Genomic DNA, 15435 nt, shown 5'->3' on the forward strand with positions numbered 1-15435 from the left:
TTATACTTCTTCGGGAACCGGATCCCGTTTTGCACCTGCCATGTAGAGACCGAGTTCTTCGACAGAAACGGTTTTCGGATCCAGCTGGCCGACCAGCTCTCCTTCGTACATAACAAGAATACGGTCGGAAACATCCATAACCTCATCCAGTTCCAGAGAAACCAGAAGAACGGCTTTTCCCTTGTCGCGCTGTGCAACGAGCTGGCTGTGAATGTATTCGATGGCTCCGACATCAAGACCACGGGTAGGCTGTACCGCAACGAGAAGATCAGGATCTTTGTCGATCTCACGCGCGATGATTGCTTTCTGCTGGTTTCCGCCGGACATGCTGCGGGTGATGGTCACAGGACCCTGGCCGCTGCGGACATCGTACTGCTCGATCAGGCGCTCGGCATATTCGCGCACGGCTTTTGATTTGATAAAGCCGAAGGATTCAAATTCCGGCTGCCAGTAACGCTGCAGCACCATGTTCTGCTCGATGGAGTAATCCAGCACGAGGCCGTGTTTATGGCGGTCCTCCGGGATGTGGCTCATGCCCATCTTGGAGCGGTCGCGGATGGAAGCTTTCGTGATGTCCTGTCCGTTGAACAGAATTTTACCGCCGGATACTTTTTCCAGTCCCGTGAGGCCCTGAACGAACTCGGACTGGCCGTTTCCATCGATACCTGCGATGCAGACAATCTCGCCTTTTCTTACATTAAAGGAAACATCTTTGACGGCGTTGTTTCCGTGCACCTTGCTCGGTACGGTCATGTGCTCTACTTTCAGAACGGTGTCGCCCGGTTTTGACGGCTTTTTGTTGACGGAGAAGCTGACGTTTCTTCCGACCATCATGCGGGAGAGCTCTTCTTTGGAAGTTTCGCTGATGTTGACGGTTCCGATGTATTTTCCTTTGCGGAGAATCGTACAGCGGTCGGCAACTTCCATGATCTCGTTGAGTTTATGGGTGATGAAGAGGATGGATTTTCCTTCTTTTGCGAGGTTCTTCATGATCTTCATCAGCTCGTCGATTTCCTGCGGCGTCAGAACCGCGGTCGGCTCGTCGAAGATCAGGACTTCGTTGTCACGGTAGAGCATTTTCAGAATTTCGGTACGCTGCTGCATACCGACGGTGATATCTGAGATCAGAGCGTCCGGATCGACCATCAGACCGTATTTTTCGCTCAGCTCCATGACTTTTGCACGGGCATTCTTTTTCTCGAGGAAAAGGCCTTTGGTCGGCTCTACGCCGAGGATGATGTTGTCGAGAACCGAGAAACATTCGACCAGCTTAAAGTGCTGGTGAACCATACCGATGTTGAGATCGTTGGCGTCGTTCGGCGTGTTGATATGGACTTCCTGCCCATTCTTCTTGATGATTCCGGAGGTAGGCTGATACAGACCAAAAAGAATACTCATCAGGGTTGATTTTCCTGCACCGTTTTCTCCAAGCAGAGCATGGATTTCTCCTTTTTTGAGCTGTAATGTAATGTTGTCGTTCGCCTTGATACCCGGGAATTCTTTGGTGATGTTCAACATCTCAATAATGTACTCATTTTCCATATACATATTCCCTTTCAAGCGTGGTTTTGCAGGACTGCCGAAGCTATGGAAAATAAGGCAGAACTGCGGGCTTTCATTATGTCTAGTATAGCATTTTGCATGGCAGAAAAAAAGGGGAAGAGAAATAATATTCTCTTCCCCAAAAGGCATATTGTTACAGAAACAGTATGCACATTAGCTGATGTAATCAACGGTTACGTGAGAACCTACTTCCGGCTGATTTTCTGTATCGCTGGAGATTTCGATGGAACCATCGCGGATACCAGCCAGTACAGTTTCATACTGATCCTGTGTGAAGGTTGTGAATCCCCAGGATTCGGAATCGGTAGGAAGGCCGATGTAATCTCCGTCTTTCAGTCCAAGCTGCTGAGCAGTTCCGCCAAGTTCAGAGAAGTTTCCGCTGAAGTAGGAATCCAGAGCGTTATTGATGGCGCTTGGGAGACCTTTCATAGCGGAAGTCAGGCAGCGCTCGCCGATTTTGGAACGCTGGTCAACGTCTACACCAATAACTTTTCCGTCGTGTGTCTCAGCTGCATCCAGAGCAGATGTCCAGATACCGCCGCCGCAGGCGAATACAACCTGTGTTCCGTCTGCATACCAGCCCTCCATACGGGCGGTGATGGAGTCATCGCCGTAGAACTGGCCGCCATAGTAATATTTTACGTTTACATCTACGCCGTCTTCTTCAGCAGCAGCGTTGATACCCTGTACATAACCGTAACCGAAACGGATAACGGCCGGAACAGCGATACCGCCGAGGAAACCAAGGCTTGTGTAGCCGTCTTTTACTGCAGCGTATCCAGCCAGGTAGCCGGCCTGCTCTTCTTCGAAGGAGCAGATGTACACGTTCTTTCCGAGATCAACAGCTTTGCCGTTTTTTACAATATCACCTTCGGTAACATCGACTGCGATGAAGGTTACATCCGGATAGGTGTCCTGCTCTTCAGCGATGGCAGGTCCGAACAGGTAACCTGGCATTACAACAACGGTAGCACCCTCGGAAACAGCAAGATCGATGGAGTTGATACGCTCTTCATCGGTATCCTCTGCCGGTTTGTAGTACTCGTACTCTACGCCGTTTGCATCGCCGTAGGCGCATACAGTTTCCCAGGTGATCTGGTTGAAGGATTCGTCGGTGATATCTCCGGAGTCTGTGATCATGGCAATTTTCTCACCTGCGGCGTCTTTTTTTTCTCCGTCTGTGGAAGCAGAAGCGGAAGTTGCGCTGGTGGAATCGGCGCCTGTGGATGCGTCGGAGGAAGAGGATCCATTGGAGGAACCGCATCCTGCGAGTGCAGCAGTTGTCATGGCGGCTGCAAGCAGTAAGCTAACTACTTTCTTTTTCATAATAGTATTCTCCTTTCAAGAGGTACAGCGTTTTTGCGTGTATGGCTACATTATAATATAAAAGAAAAAAGTATGTCAAGCAAAGGAAAAACTGCGTGAAATCCACTAATTATCTGCATGCGAGCCGGAAATTCTTCGGATAATGGCGTTGGATCTTGCATAAATTTCTTCCGGGTCAAAGCCGATGCGGAATTCGCCGTTTTCGTAGAGAATTTGACCGTTTACCATGGTAAGCTTTACGTTCTGTTTGCTGCCGCTGTAAACGAGGTTTTTGATCAGATTATTTTCCGGCTGCATGTTAGGCTGGTGCAGATCAATCATGACGAGATCCGCCTTTTTGCCAACGGCGAGACGGTCACAGTCATCGATCTGCATCGCGTGTGCGCCGCCTGCGGTTGCCATGTAGAGTATCGCATCAGCCGGGATTCCTGCGGCGTCCATCTCACGGACTTTGGAAAGACCGGTGGTCAGGAACATTTCGCGGAACATGTCGAGGCAGTTGTTGCTGGCCGGTCCGTCGGTGCCGATGGCGAGGTTGATGCCGTTATCGTAAAAACGCTTCAGCGGGCAGATGCCGGAGGCGAGCTTCAGGTTTGAGGAGGGATTGGTAACGGCCGTCAGTTTCCGGTCACGGAAGATCTCAAAATCGCGGTCCTCCATCCAGATGCAGTGGTAGCCGCCGCCTCCGTACTGGAACATGCCTAAGCGTTCCATCAGCTGTGTCGGGGTGAGTCCCCAGCGCTCTTTACAGCCCTCGACTTCGCTTTTTGTTTCGGCGTTGTGTGTCCAGACAGGGGAATGGTATTTTTCGGCGAGTTTGGCAACGGCTTCAAGAAGCGGGCCGCCGGTCGTATATTCGGCGTGGAAACCGAGCAGATACGAGGTGCGGTCGGAGAGTTCGTTGACATAGTTATACATCTCTTCGAGAATTTCCGGGCTGTCGACGAAGTTGTTGAGACCGCTGGTAAGAACGGTGCGGAATCCGGTGTCGACCGTGGCAGCGATGCTGTTTTTCTGCTGGATGTACATGTCGAAATTGGAGGTGATGCCGCTCGTCAGATATTCCATGATGCCGAGGATATTGAGCCAGTAAACGTCGTCCCCGGCGAGCTTTGCCTCGTTCGGGAAGACCTGGCGCTCGAGCCATTCGTGGAGCGGGAGATCGTCCGCGTAGGAGCGGAGGAAGGTCATCGGGGTGTGCGTGTGTGCGTTTTTAAAGCCCGGGATCAGGAGATTGCCGCGGGCGTCAATTTCGCGGTCGAAGACAGTGGTCTCTGCGGCATCTGGATCTGCTTTTCTACCAGGTCCGATATAGGTGATGGTGTCGCCGGTGACATGAAGTTCGTCTTCGGCGATGGAAAAATGGTTTTCAGCGTCTAGTACGAGAATTTTGGCGTTGTAAAAACGTGTATTCAAAAAAAGATCTCTCCTTTATTTTACGTGCTGTTTTCAGCGGCCGGGGCTTGTTTTTTTTGACAGACCCCGGCCGCTGTGTGTTTACAGTGTCTTTGCGATGCCCTGAATCGTTGCGGCAACGAGTTTTTTGAACTGCGGTGCAACCATGTCAGCTGCCTCCTGAACTTCCGCATGGCACAGAGGCTGCGGGGAGATGCCGGCGGCAAGATTGGTAATGCAGGAAATACCGATGACGCGCATGCCCATATGGCGTGCAGCGATGGCTTCGCAGGCGGTGCTCATGCCGACCGCGTCTGCGCCGAGGGTGCGGCACATGGCGATTTCCTGCGGGGACTCGTACTGCGGGCCGGTGAGCTGCAGATAAACGCCTTCCATCAGGTCGATATCAAGGCAGGCTGCGGCTTTCCGTGCGATTTTCTGGAATTCAAGGTCGTAGATCTGGCTCATATCCGGGAAACGGGTGCCGAGCTCGTCGATGTTCGGCCCGATAAGCGGAGATGGAACGAAGCAGGCGATCTGGCCGTTTAACAGCATCAGAGAGCCTGGTTTTGTGCCCTGTTTGATGCCGCCGGCGGCGTTGGTTAAGAACAGTGCTTTTGCGCCCATCAGCTTCATGAGGCGGGTCGGGAGAACGACGTCGGTCATCGGATAGCCTTCATAATAATGAACGCGGCCCTGCATGCAGACAACCGGCACATCGCCGACGTAGCCGAAGATAAAACGGCCCGCGTGGCCCGGAACAGTGGAAACCGGGAAGCCTTCGATATCGTGGTAATCGAGGGTTGCGGTAACGCGGATATCATTCGCAAAATCACCGAGGCCGGAACCGAGAATCAGTGCGACTTCCGGCTGGAAATCGATCTGGGAGCGGAAGCTCTCGTAGCATTTCATCAGTTTTTCATAAACAGGGTTTGGGGTGTTGCTCATAGGAAAAACCTCCTTAAATAAATGATTTTCTGCTTTTTGAGTCTTTTTTCGGCTATTTTTAGGGAAGAAAAGCCTGCCACAGAGATGTGAGTCCCGGAGGCAGGCTTTTCTTTTAGAAAAAAGATCATCTGGTAGTTCTATTGTAGTATAGAAAGCGCGGAAAAGCAATGATTTCAGTCATCAAAAATATTCAGATGCTGTTTCATGATATTTCCCAGCCATTCAATGACCGGACCGAGGGTAATAACCATCAGCACGGTGACAATGCCGAGTTTTCCGCCGAGCAGAACGGCGATCGCGGTGACAACGAAGTCGTAGACGATGCGGATCACACGGAACGAAACGTTCGGCAGGTGGGTGGAGATAATGAAGGATACTGCGTCGTACGGTGCAGTTCCCATATCAACATCCATATAGAAGGATGCGGCAAGGATAAACAGGATCAGCGCCGGGATCAGCACGGCGATTCGCACACCCATCGAGGTGAAGAGGTCTGCCGGAAGGACTTTCGCCCAGATCCAGGAGAAAAAGTCGATGGAATATCCCACGAGAAACATGTTTGCGAGGGTTCCGAAGCCTAAGTTTCTGCCGCCGAAAATGATAACGAAGATGAGCAGGACGGTATTGAAGAGCGCCTGCCAGTTTCCGATGCTGATGCCGAGGCGGGTGGAGATGGTCTGGTTTAACAAGGTACACGGATCGGTGCCGAGATCGACGAGAAGCAGCCATGAGAGCGCAAAGCCCATCAGGATGACGGCAGCGATGACCAGAATCAGGCGGGTCCAGAAATGTTTCTTCTGGTAGAAGCCCTGGATGATTTCTTTCATAGTATGAGTTCCTCCCTGTAAAATAATACAAAATGTATTTTCATGTTTTCCGGGCTGATCTGCAGAATTTATTTTCTGCTTTTTTGCCCTTTTTCCCAGAAAAATCTCCGCCGTTTTTTCGCCCGGCGGAGATTTGCCTGTTTCTTATTTTAGTATATTTTTTTCAAAATGTAAACAGTTTTCTTTTATCTGTGTCAACAGAATGTTCAATAATAAAATGAACTATAGTGAACATAAAATAATAAAAAATAATTTTTTCAAAAACAATGTTCACATGAAGATTAACAAAGTGAACACCAACATTAAAATGTGTTTGCACCATGCGCTATGTTTCTGATTAGGCCATGCAGACAGGTACAGCAATCACGTGATTCGCATAAGCGTATTATTCTGCTGGTGAGAAGACGGCAGGAAATCTTGGAAACAAAGAGCTGTACGAGATCCGGGTTGAACATACGGCCTGCGTTGCAGCGGAGATCGGCGAGCATATCGGCAAAATTTTTGCTGGAGCTGTAGGCGCGTCCGACGGAATCGGTTGCCGCATCGAGGCAGTCGGATCAGGTCAAATTCCTCATTGAAAAGGGAACGCGCAAACTTTTCATAATAATGGCGGAACGGAATGCCGCTGTCGAGCTCGATGTAGGAGTTCATGATGTAGCTTGTGAAACGCTGCATGCATTCGTAAGCGCCCTTGTCGCGGGAATTTTTGATGTATTCGAATGATTTGCGCTGGCCTTCGAGCAAAAATAAGCGGCAGGTGTCGGTCCATTCCGGGCGGGCTTCGCAGAGCCAGAAGGTGTAGAGCACCGGGAGCAGGTTGTTTTCCACGTTCATCCAGTCATACTGCGTCGGATCGGCGCCGTTCAGCCAGTTGACGTAGGTGTCCAGCATCTCGGAAATCGAAATTTCGCCGAGATAGCCCTGGATTGTGTGTAGTGTTCCAAGCAGGGTTTCTTCGTTCTGGCGGAAATTTTTGTTTTCTCTGGCATAGGCGAGGGCGTCTTCGGCGGCTTTTTTCAGGCGGAGCAGAATGTCCCCGGGTACTTTGTTCCAGTATAAATATTCATCGACAAGGGAGAGGTAGGAGTTTGCGGAAAACTCTTCAAATTCAAAATCAATCTCCGGCGCTGCGGCACGGATCTGCGGATTGCGGACGATCTGCAGAAATTCTTCATAACAGACGATCTGCTTGCGGACCATTTCTTCCTCATAATAAAGACGCTCGTAAATGGAAGGGCGGAACAGCAGTGTTTCCAGCAGATTTTCCTTACGTTCTTTAGAAAGACAGGCAAAGAGTTCCGGGTTCTGCATAAAGTTTTTGCGGTTTCTGCAGCTTCAATGGATACACTGCGGTAGATGTCATTCAGTTTGTTCGTCGCGCGTCCCTTGTCGGAACCCTGGATCACGTTGTAGCCGACGGTGACGACCTTGAAAATGCAAAAGATATATTCCTCAAGAACGGATTTGTCCTCGTTTTCCTCATACTGTTTTTATAATAATAGTAGAGCGCCCGGAGAATCAGCCAGGCAAGCTGCACATCCACCATCTCCAGCGTCCGCGTATTGGCAAGTGAGCTGGCATGCGTTGTGAGTTTGGTGTAAAAAACTCTAATATGTTTATTATACAATAAGTTGAGGGAAAAGGGGGGAGAAATTGTTGGTTGCGGGTGAAAGATGATCACAAAATTTCATCGACATCCGTTATTATACACGCTATAATAAAATATATCTAACACGTATTGCATTATGAAAGAAAGGAAGTTTGCAGCCATATGGGATTATTTGTGAATCCGGATCAGAGTGCGTTTCAGAGTGCTTTGAATGCCCAGATCTACGTTGATAAATCTGGATTAATTGAATATACGAACAGCGTTCTGGAATCTACGGATGCATTTATCTGCAACAGTCGTCCGCGCAGGTTTGGAAAATCGATTACGGCGGATATGCTGACGGCTTATTACAGCAGAGGATGTGACTCCAGAGATATGTTTTCATCTTTGAAAATCAGTCAGACACCGGATTGGGAAAAGCATTTAAACAAATATGATGTCATTCATTTTGATGTGCAATGGTGTATGGAACCCTCGGGCGGACCGGAAAAACTTGTGGATTTTATCATACAAAATACGCTTCAGGAACTGAGAATTTTATATCCGGATGAACTGCCAGAAAGCATTACTTCTTTACCGGAAGCGCTGTCTTTGATTAATGCTGCAACACAGAAACGTTTTGTCATTATTATTGATGAATGGGATGTTCTAATTCGTGATGCATCTGCTGATACAAAAATCCAGGATTCGTACATTAATTTTCTGCGTGGCCTTTTTAAAGGAACGCTGCCAACCAGATATATTGCGCTTGCGTATCTGACTGGTATTCTCCCAATAAAAAAAGTGCAGACACAATCAGCACTGAATAATTTTAATGAGTTTACGATGTTGGACGCACGCGGTTTTGCGAAATATATTGGTTTTACAGAAGAAGAAGTAAAAACGCTTTGTGATCAATATCATCGGGATTTTGAGAAGGTCAAACGGTGGTATGATGGTTATCTGCTGGAGAACTGTCAGGTTTATAATCCAAAAGCTGTTGTCGAAGTCCTTCGCTGGAATAAATATCAGAGCTACTGGTCCCGCACAGGCACGTATGACGCGATTGTCCCGCTCATCAATATGGATTTTGACGGATTGAAAACTGCTGTTATCACTATGCTTTCTGGATCTTCTGTTGAAGTTGATGTCTCCTGTTTTCAGAATGATATGATCAATTTTTCCAGTAAAGATGATGTTCTCACTTATTTGATTCATTTGGGTTATCTTGGCTATGATCAGAATACGCAGTCAGCATTTATTCCAAATGAGGAACTTCGTCAGGAATTAACTGCTGCAACCCGGCGGAAAAGATGGGATGAAATGATGGCTTTTCAGGCGGCCTCGGATCAGCTTCTTGATGCGACGCTTGATTTAGATACCGAAACAGTTGCTGATGAAATCGAGAAGATTCACTCTTCCTATACGTCTGTCATCACTTACCATGATGAAAATTCGCTGAGCAGCGTTCTGACGATTGCTTATTTAAGCTCCATGAAGTATTACTTCAAGCCGATTCGTGAGCTGCCGACAGGAAGGGGCTTTGCAGACTTTGTTTATCTTCCGAAACCGGAATTTCGCAGTGATTACCCGGCACTTCTCGTAGAACTGAAATGGAATCATTCTGCCCATACGGCACTGAATCAGATCAAAGAGAAAAAGTACATTGCATCATTGGAACCTTATATTGGAGACATTCTGCTGGTTGGAATTAATTATGATAAAAAGACGAAAAAGCATGAATGTCTGATAGAAAAGGCTTAAATGAAAAAGAATAAAATAAAAAAGCAAGGCAGTAGGTCACAGGAAAATTCGTGGCATGCTGCCTTGCTTTTTTATTGCTATGCATATCAATAATTGGTCCAGTGGACCAATTTTGATTGGGAGAATAATGGTCAGATAAGCGAGCGTAATATATCACTATACAAAAATATGTGTTCTTAAAGATGTTTTATCATAACGTGTCTGAAAAGAGATGTCGATGAAATTTTGTGATCACAAGTTTCATGTCGAGCATGTAAAATTTCCTGTGATGCAAAATTTTATAAAAGAAGGGAACACGCTATGAATATTTATGGCTACATACGAGTAAGCAGCCGGGATCAAAATGAGGACCGGCAGTTATTATCGTTAAAACAAATTGGTGTTTTGGAAAAGAATATTTATCTGGATAAGCAGTCGGGCAGAGATTTTAACCGTCCGCAATATCGAAAAATGGTACGAAAATTAAAGAAAGACGATTTGCTGTATATAAAAAGTATTGATCGATTGGGAAGAAATTATGAGGAAATTTTGGAACAATGGCGTGTACTGACAAAAGAAAAAGGCGTTGATATTGTTGTCCTTGATATGCCATTACTCGATACCCGAAGGGGAAAAGATCTGATGGGAACCTTTTTGAGCGATATTGTTTTACAGGTATTGTCTTTCGTGGCAGAAAGTGAAAGTAAAAATATCCGTCAACGGCAGGCAGAAGGGATTGCAGCAGCAAAAGCAAAAGGAGTGAAATTTGGCAGACCGCCGCGGTCGGTACCGGATAATTTTGATGAGGTTCATAGGGAATGGAGAGCAAAAAAGATGACATTAAAGGAAGCTGCGAAAGCATGTGATATGCCGGTGGGGACGTTTTATGGAAAGATAAGAAAGATGGAAGATGAAAGGCAAATGGGAAGAAAACAGAATTCGTAAAGGTGTACTTTTGCAAATTCTGAAAATTTAATGCGTTGTGTCATATTATACAGTATTAGAAAGAAAAAGGCAATGTGTTTTGGTGAAAATATCTAAAGAAATGAAATGTATTTTCTGGTTTGCAAAAGTACACTTTCTGAAAATGGGGTAACAAAGTTTTTAAGGAGGAGGGATGAAAAAGAAAAAAATAGAAGTCCAAAACCAAAGATATAGAAGCAGGAGGAATGTGTTATGACACGAAAAAAACAGGTGTATTTGTTTCTACTGTCCTTAAGTATGATGATTCTGATTGGATGTGGTAAGTCAACATCAGAAACTAAAGAAGTTACAGATGGCAGCGTTGTGGTTCAAGTTCCAGAAGGCAGTACGGTAGAGAGTTTATTTGATTTTACATCTACAGAGAACATCAGCTTAAGTGGTGCAACAAGTGGAATAATTCATGTTGGAAATTTAGAAAACGGTAATTCAGTCGTATGGAGATCAGACTCGGTTTTTCTGTATCTGCAAGGAAAAGCCCGAGATGTAAGCGTGGTATATTACTCGAACAGGCTTGATGATGATCCGATTCCCTATAGTGAATTTAAAGAATAGTTTAGGATTAATGTTTGACAAGCAGGAGGAAAATCAAATGACATATGTACGTATCGGCGGCAGCAGTTTTTCTAATGAAGATATTTTTGCATTTGTTGTAGTTATTTTAGTGATAGGAATCGCTTCCTGGATTGGATATTTTATTTTGAAATCAAAAGACAATTCCAAGCCACTGGAAAAAGCGAAAGTAAAAATTCTGGAAAAACCAGTACAAAAAGGAAACATCGAATGGTATGTAGTTGAATTTGAAAATGGAGAGCGTAAAAAACTTAGAAGTTTTCATGCAGACACCATATTCATTGCAGTGGGAGATGAAGGTATTCTGGAGTATCGAGGAATTACGATTCAAGCGTTTCATCCATTAACAGCAAAAAAATAGATAAAAAGGAATAAATTAGGAGGAAGATATGGAAACAGCTACATATGTAAAAATCTGTTGTCCACGGTGTGGAGGAAAAGACTTAAACATTATAGGAGATCGGGATATAGGAGGTTCTGTAGTAAGCGGAATGGGTGTTTCTGCATTTGCTGGTACGAAGGCTGGAGTTATTGCCGGGGCAAGCGGCTTACAACAGAAAACATATTGGATTTGTTAAAAATGCGGAAGAAAATTTAGAAATCCAGATGAACTTATGGCAGAGGTAGAAGCATATCAAAAACGAGCTAAAGGATTTAAAATTGTAGGAATAATAATGTCAGTATTGTTGCTGGTAGCGGCGGCAGGAATGCTCATTAATGGAATCGGAATCATGGCATTGTTTTTCTTGATTCTGGATGCACCATTTATTTTATGTATGCGGGTATCTGCATACCAAGTTCAGAGCCGAAAACAAGAGCTGAACGAAATTATGGAAGGGATGCAAAGAATGTGGCAATCTGAATCCAAATAAAATAGCGTTCGTGATAAAAATTTCAAAATGTGGAGGGAAATAAATGCTTTGCAAAAAATGCGGAACAGAAAATCCAGATGGGGCAAAATATTGCAGTAAATGTGGAAAAGCGCTAAATGAAAAGTCAACTGCGAAAAAAAACAGAGAAAAGGGTATTGTATTAGCATTGTGTGTGATTGTAGCAGTCGTACTTCTTGTTTATACACTTGGGGGAAGAAGCTACAAAAAGACAATAGATACATTTGTAACGTCTCAGTTTGCAGTAGATGCACAATCTATTGTAGAGTTGCTTCCAGAAAAAGTATTAGATAAAGAATTAGAGGAGACAGGATATAGTAAAACAGAGCTGGTAGAGGAGACGAATGATTCTCTCAAGAAACAAGTAGATTACATAGATCAATATCTGGGAGATGACTGGAAACTGTCTTATAAAATGACAAATGTTGAAGATGTGACAGGTGATGACCTGAATGATTTAAAAAGCAATTATGAAGATATAAACGTAAAAGTATCTGCAGCTAAAACTGTAGAGGTAGAGTTTACTTTGAAGGGAGATGAAACAGAAATAAGTAATTCGCTGGAAGTATCTGTGATAAAAGTAGATCGTTCTTGGTATTTGGATCTGTATACAATGGGAAACCTGTTTTAGGAAAAAAATCAGATGAAAAAAGGACTCTGTATGTTTTATACGGGGTCCTTTTTTGAAAGGAGCACAAATGGGAAAGAAAATGAGGAATATTTTGATTGCGTTGGTAATAGGGTTTCAATTATTTCCGATTACGGTATATGGAAAAGGGAAAGATGCTTTTCTGATATATCAGGAAGCAATGCAGAAAACAGTCGCGTCGAGAAACTGGAAAGAAGAACTGGATATGGATGCAGATATGACAATTATCCAGGGAAAAGCAAAAACGAAAACGAAAGTTACATTAGATGCAGTTACAGAGGTATCTGATTATGATGAGAATGACAGCTCTGCTGTTCAAATGACAGGCTCTGCCAGTATGGCTGTGCTTGGACAAAAATATATATGGAATATGACATATCGAGATGGGAAGGCTCACTATGAATATAAGGAACCAGTAAGCAAAACGGTAGATGTTGAGATGAATCCAAATTACTTTCAGTTCACTTCATTAACACAGAATATGATGAAAAGGGGTAAAATTTCCGGAGATGAGATTACCTTTACAATTCCGGCAGAGAAAGCAAATGAGATAGGAATAGCTGCTGCGCAGATGATAGATGGCGTAGAAAATTTAAAATACAGCGATGTAGAGGTGAAAATAAACATAGATGAAACAACAGGAAAGATTGATGAAATTCTTATGGATTTTCAAGCTTCCATGCAGTATCAGGGATATAATGCGGATATGCAGTATACGGTAAAATATAAATTTTTAAGCCTTGATCAGGTTGGAACAGAGGAAACGGAACAGCAGGAAAATGAGGAGAGGGAAAATACACCGGAAGATGGCTTAGCGGTTTATTCAGATTATACCAGTCTGAGTATTTGTAAAGATAATAGCATTACGTTAAGCGCTGGGATTTTCAATAATGGAGAACTGATGGATGATGTTTCTGGAATTACATTTTGGGTAGACGATTCATCGGTTCTTGAACTGAAAAAAACAGGTGTGGCAGATAAACGACGTTATACAGAATGGAAAGGAATTCAGACGGGAACGGCACATGTGTTTTTTCAAGATACAAATACAGGGTATATGAGTGAGATTCCAGTTACAGTGTATCAAGGTCACCAGTATTCCTATACGGTAAATACTGTGCCTGTACAATATATTGAAAAAGAATATGCTACCAATATTTATAATATGAACGGTTTATATATTGATAATTATACATATGAAATAAATAAAGATAACAGGACAGCAAGTGTATCGTTTGATGTATATAATAGCAGTTATATATATGGAAGTGTAGAGACGTATGATGAAAAGGGACATTTAAAAGATGTGGTTTTGATTAAAAAGATGAGTTCTGGCAATACGAGTATGAAAGGTGCATTGTGGGATAATACCAGTGGATTGATTTCTGATTTGAAAGAGGGAACAATAGGAAGCTATCGACAAAAAAGTGGATTTTCGAAAAAGACATCAGTCAAGGTAGAAATACCAAAAGAAGGGTATATTAAAATCAGCAATGATCCGCAGGATTCAGCAGTGGTAAATATTATAAATTCAGCAGATCTTCTGATTGGGTTCGGGAAACTGGCAAAGACAATCAAAAATTTTGATGTGGACAGTGAAGTATTCAGCGAAGCATTGACTAAAAAACTGCTGGAAAGTAAAGCGTTTGTAACTTTAATTGAGGATGGGAGTGAACTTCCACAAAATTTATGCAAAGGTGTTTCTGATAAAGTGTTCTTCTCAACAGAATCGTTGGGATCATTTAGTGAAACCATTATAAAAAATTTGAATGAATTTGATTTGATGGATGTCATTGAAGATACAGCTAAAGATTTTGGTGTGAGTATTGGCGAAAAAATGTTTCATTTTGTATCTGGACCTGCAGGAAAAGCTTTAGATGCAATATTTGCTATGGGAAAATTTGAAAATGAATTTTTACAACATATGAATTTTGTCAGATCGCAGGGAGTGGGTTCTGTTTATATTCAAAATCAAAAAGGGTTTCGATCATCTCAGCAGATCAAAGTGGAGAGCAAAAATGGATTTTCAGATGAAACATCGTTAAGAGTTTTTAAAGTAGAATTGGATTCTGAAAAACTGGAGGAACTAAAGAAAACAAATTTAGAGGTTTACAATGCAATTAAAGATCGAACATCTTACACATATAATATTTCACTTATGGAAAGCGGAGAAGAAATACAGCCAGAAGAAAATGTGCAGGTATACATTCCGATTCCGGAGAAAATGAAACTTTTTGCTTATCTTGGAAAAACAAAAATTTACAGGGTGGAAGCAGATGGAACTTTAACAGAAATGGATGTGAAAATAAAAAATGGAGGATTTACGTTTGAAACATCACATTTTAGCGTTTATACATTGATAGAGGAGAGTTTAAAAAAAGAGATTATGTTAGTGGTGTTAAGCGCGTTGCTTTTTGCTGGAGTATTAATATATTTAAGAAAAAGAAGAAAAAATAAATTGTAAAGCGTTGTGTAACAAAAAGAATGTATTAAATCAAGTTAGTAAGGCACAAATCTAAAAGTAAAAAATCCCAATCAACAAACTCTCGCAAAAGCGAAGGCGTTGATTGGGATTTGTGTATTTTAGGATGTAAGGTGCGGATTTAGAATACAACGACCAGCAGCATCTTATACTGCTCTTTGCCGTATACAGCATGCGGGTGTTTTGCCGGCATGACGATGGATTCGCCTTCGTGGAGTTCGTATTTTACGCCGTCAATGGTGATTTCACCGGTTCCGTCGAGGCAGGTGACGAAGGCGTCGCCGCCGGACTCGTGGGTGCTGATTTCTTCGCCTTTGTCGAAGGCAAATAAGGTGATGCTGACGGATTCATTCTGTACCAGTGTTTTGCTGACGATCTGGCCTTCCTGGTAGGAAACCTGATCTTTTAAGACCATAACCTTGGCTTTATTGATATTTTTCATGATGCTCATAGTTCATAAATCTCCGTGA

15 protein-coding genes are annotated in these 15435 nt (G+C 43.7%); 8 read left to right on the forward strand and 7 right to left on the reverse strand.

Features of this window, described 5'->3' with window-relative positions; all coding sequences use genetic code 11:
• The 6 genes from DW743_RS14855 to DW743_RS14880 all read right to left on the reverse strand — a co-directional run bounded on the left by DW743_RS14855 (window position 1) and on the right by DW743_RS14880 (window position 7370).
• Window positions 1-1548 (reverse strand): ABC transporter ATP-binding protein, encoded by a 1548-nt coding sequence (locus DW743_RS14855; RefSeq protein ID WP_373141908.1) that lies wholly within the window; start codon window positions 1546-1548, stop codon window positions 1-3.
• 168 nt (window positions 1549-1716) lie between these two features.
• Window positions 1717-2889: a BMP family lipoprotein gene (locus tag DW743_RS14860; protein WP_055225931.1), complete on the reverse strand. Its 1173-nt coding sequence runs from the start codon at window positions 2887-2889 to the stop codon at window positions 1717-1719.
• A gap of 105 nt (window positions 2890-2994) precedes the next feature.
• A complete protein-coding gene (locus DW743_RS14865) occupies window positions 2995-4305 on the reverse strand; it encodes an amidohydrolase family protein (protein ID WP_117762017.1) in 1311 nt (436 codons plus the stop codon).
• An 81-nt stretch (window positions 4306-4386) separates the two neighbouring features.
• Window positions 4387-5232, reverse strand: coding sequence for a purine-nucleoside phosphorylase (locus DW743_RS14870; protein WP_117510620.1), 846 nt, complete (start codon window positions 5230-5232; stop codon window positions 4387-4389).
• 173 nt (window positions 5233-5405) lie between these two features.
• Window positions 5406-6059 carry a YczE/YyaS/YitT family protein gene (locus DW743_RS14875; protein ID WP_022461580.1) on the reverse strand — a complete coding sequence of 218 codons (654 nt, stop codon included), beginning with the start codon at window positions 6057-6059 and terminating at the stop codon, window positions 5406-5408.
• 363 nt (window positions 6060-6422) lie between these two features.
• Entirely contained in the window at window positions 6423-7370 is a 948-nt protein-coding gene (locus DW743_RS14880; protein WP_117762016.1) for a hypothetical protein, read from the reverse strand.
• A gap of 460 nt (window positions 7371-7830) precedes the next feature.
• Here DW743_RS14880 and DW743_RS14885 point away from each other — a divergent pair, with 460 nt between their 5' ends.
• The 8 genes from DW743_RS14885 (at window position 7831) to DW743_RS14920 (ending at window position 14947) form a co-directional block, all read left to right on the forward strand.
• Window positions 7831-9411: an AAA family ATPase gene (locus tag DW743_RS14885; protein WP_117762015.1), complete on the forward strand. Its 1581-nt coding sequence runs from the start codon at window positions 7831-7833 to the stop codon at window positions 9409-9411.
• A gap of 300 nt (window positions 9412-9711) precedes the next feature.
• Window positions 9712-10335: a recombinase family protein gene (locus DW743_RS14890; protein ID WP_117762014.1), complete on the forward strand. Its 624-nt coding sequence runs from the start codon at window positions 9712-9714 to the stop codon at window positions 10333-10335.
• Window positions 10336-10566: 231 nt separating this feature from the next.
• Complete coding sequence (locus tag DW743_RS14895; protein ID WP_117762013.1) at window positions 10567-10926, forward strand: hypothetical protein; 360 nt, start codon at window positions 10567-10569, stop codon at window positions 10924-10926.
• 37 nt (window positions 10927-10963) lie between these two features.
• Window positions 10964-11305, forward strand: a complete 342-nt coding sequence (locus DW743_RS14900) for a hypothetical protein (RefSeq protein ID WP_117762012.1) — start codon at window positions 10964-10966, stop codon at window positions 11303-11305.
• Window positions 11306-11333: 28 nt separating this feature from the next.
• Window positions 11334-11522, forward strand: coding sequence for a hypothetical protein (locus DW743_RS14905; protein WP_117762011.1), 189 nt, complete (start codon window positions 11334-11336; stop codon window positions 11520-11522).
• A 36-nt stretch (window positions 11523-11558) separates the two neighbouring features.
• Window positions 11559-11816 carry a hypothetical protein gene (locus DW743_RS14910; protein ID WP_117762010.1) on the forward strand — a complete coding sequence of 86 codons (258 nt, stop codon included), beginning with the start codon at window positions 11559-11561 and terminating at the stop codon, window positions 11814-11816.
• 43 nt (window positions 11817-11859) lie between these two features.
• Window positions 11860-12465, forward strand: a complete 606-nt coding sequence (locus DW743_RS14915) for a zinc ribbon domain-containing protein (RefSeq protein WP_117762009.1) — start codon at window positions 11860-11862, stop codon at window positions 12463-12465.
• 67 nt (window positions 12466-12532) lie between these two features.
• Window positions 12533-14947: a hypothetical protein gene (locus DW743_RS14920; protein ID WP_117762008.1), complete on the forward strand. Its 2415-nt coding sequence runs from the start codon at window positions 12533-12535 to the stop codon at window positions 14945-14947.
• Window positions 14948-15086: 139 nt separating this feature from the next.
• Here the strand turns inward: DW743_RS14920 and DW743_RS14925 are convergent, their stop codons facing one another.
• On the reverse strand, window positions 15087-15416 hold the full coding sequence (locus tag DW743_RS14925; RefSeq protein ID WP_022462474.1) for a cupin domain-containing protein: 330 nt from the start codon (window positions 15414-15416) through the stop codon (window positions 15087-15089).
• Window positions 15417-15435: the final 19 nt, after the last annotated feature.

Source organism: Blautia sp. AM28-27, assembly GCF_003480905.1.
In the GTDB taxonomy this organism is placed as follows: domain Bacteria; phylum Bacillota; class Clostridia; order Lachnospirales; family Lachnospiraceae; genus Fusicatenibacter; species Fusicatenibacter saccharivorans.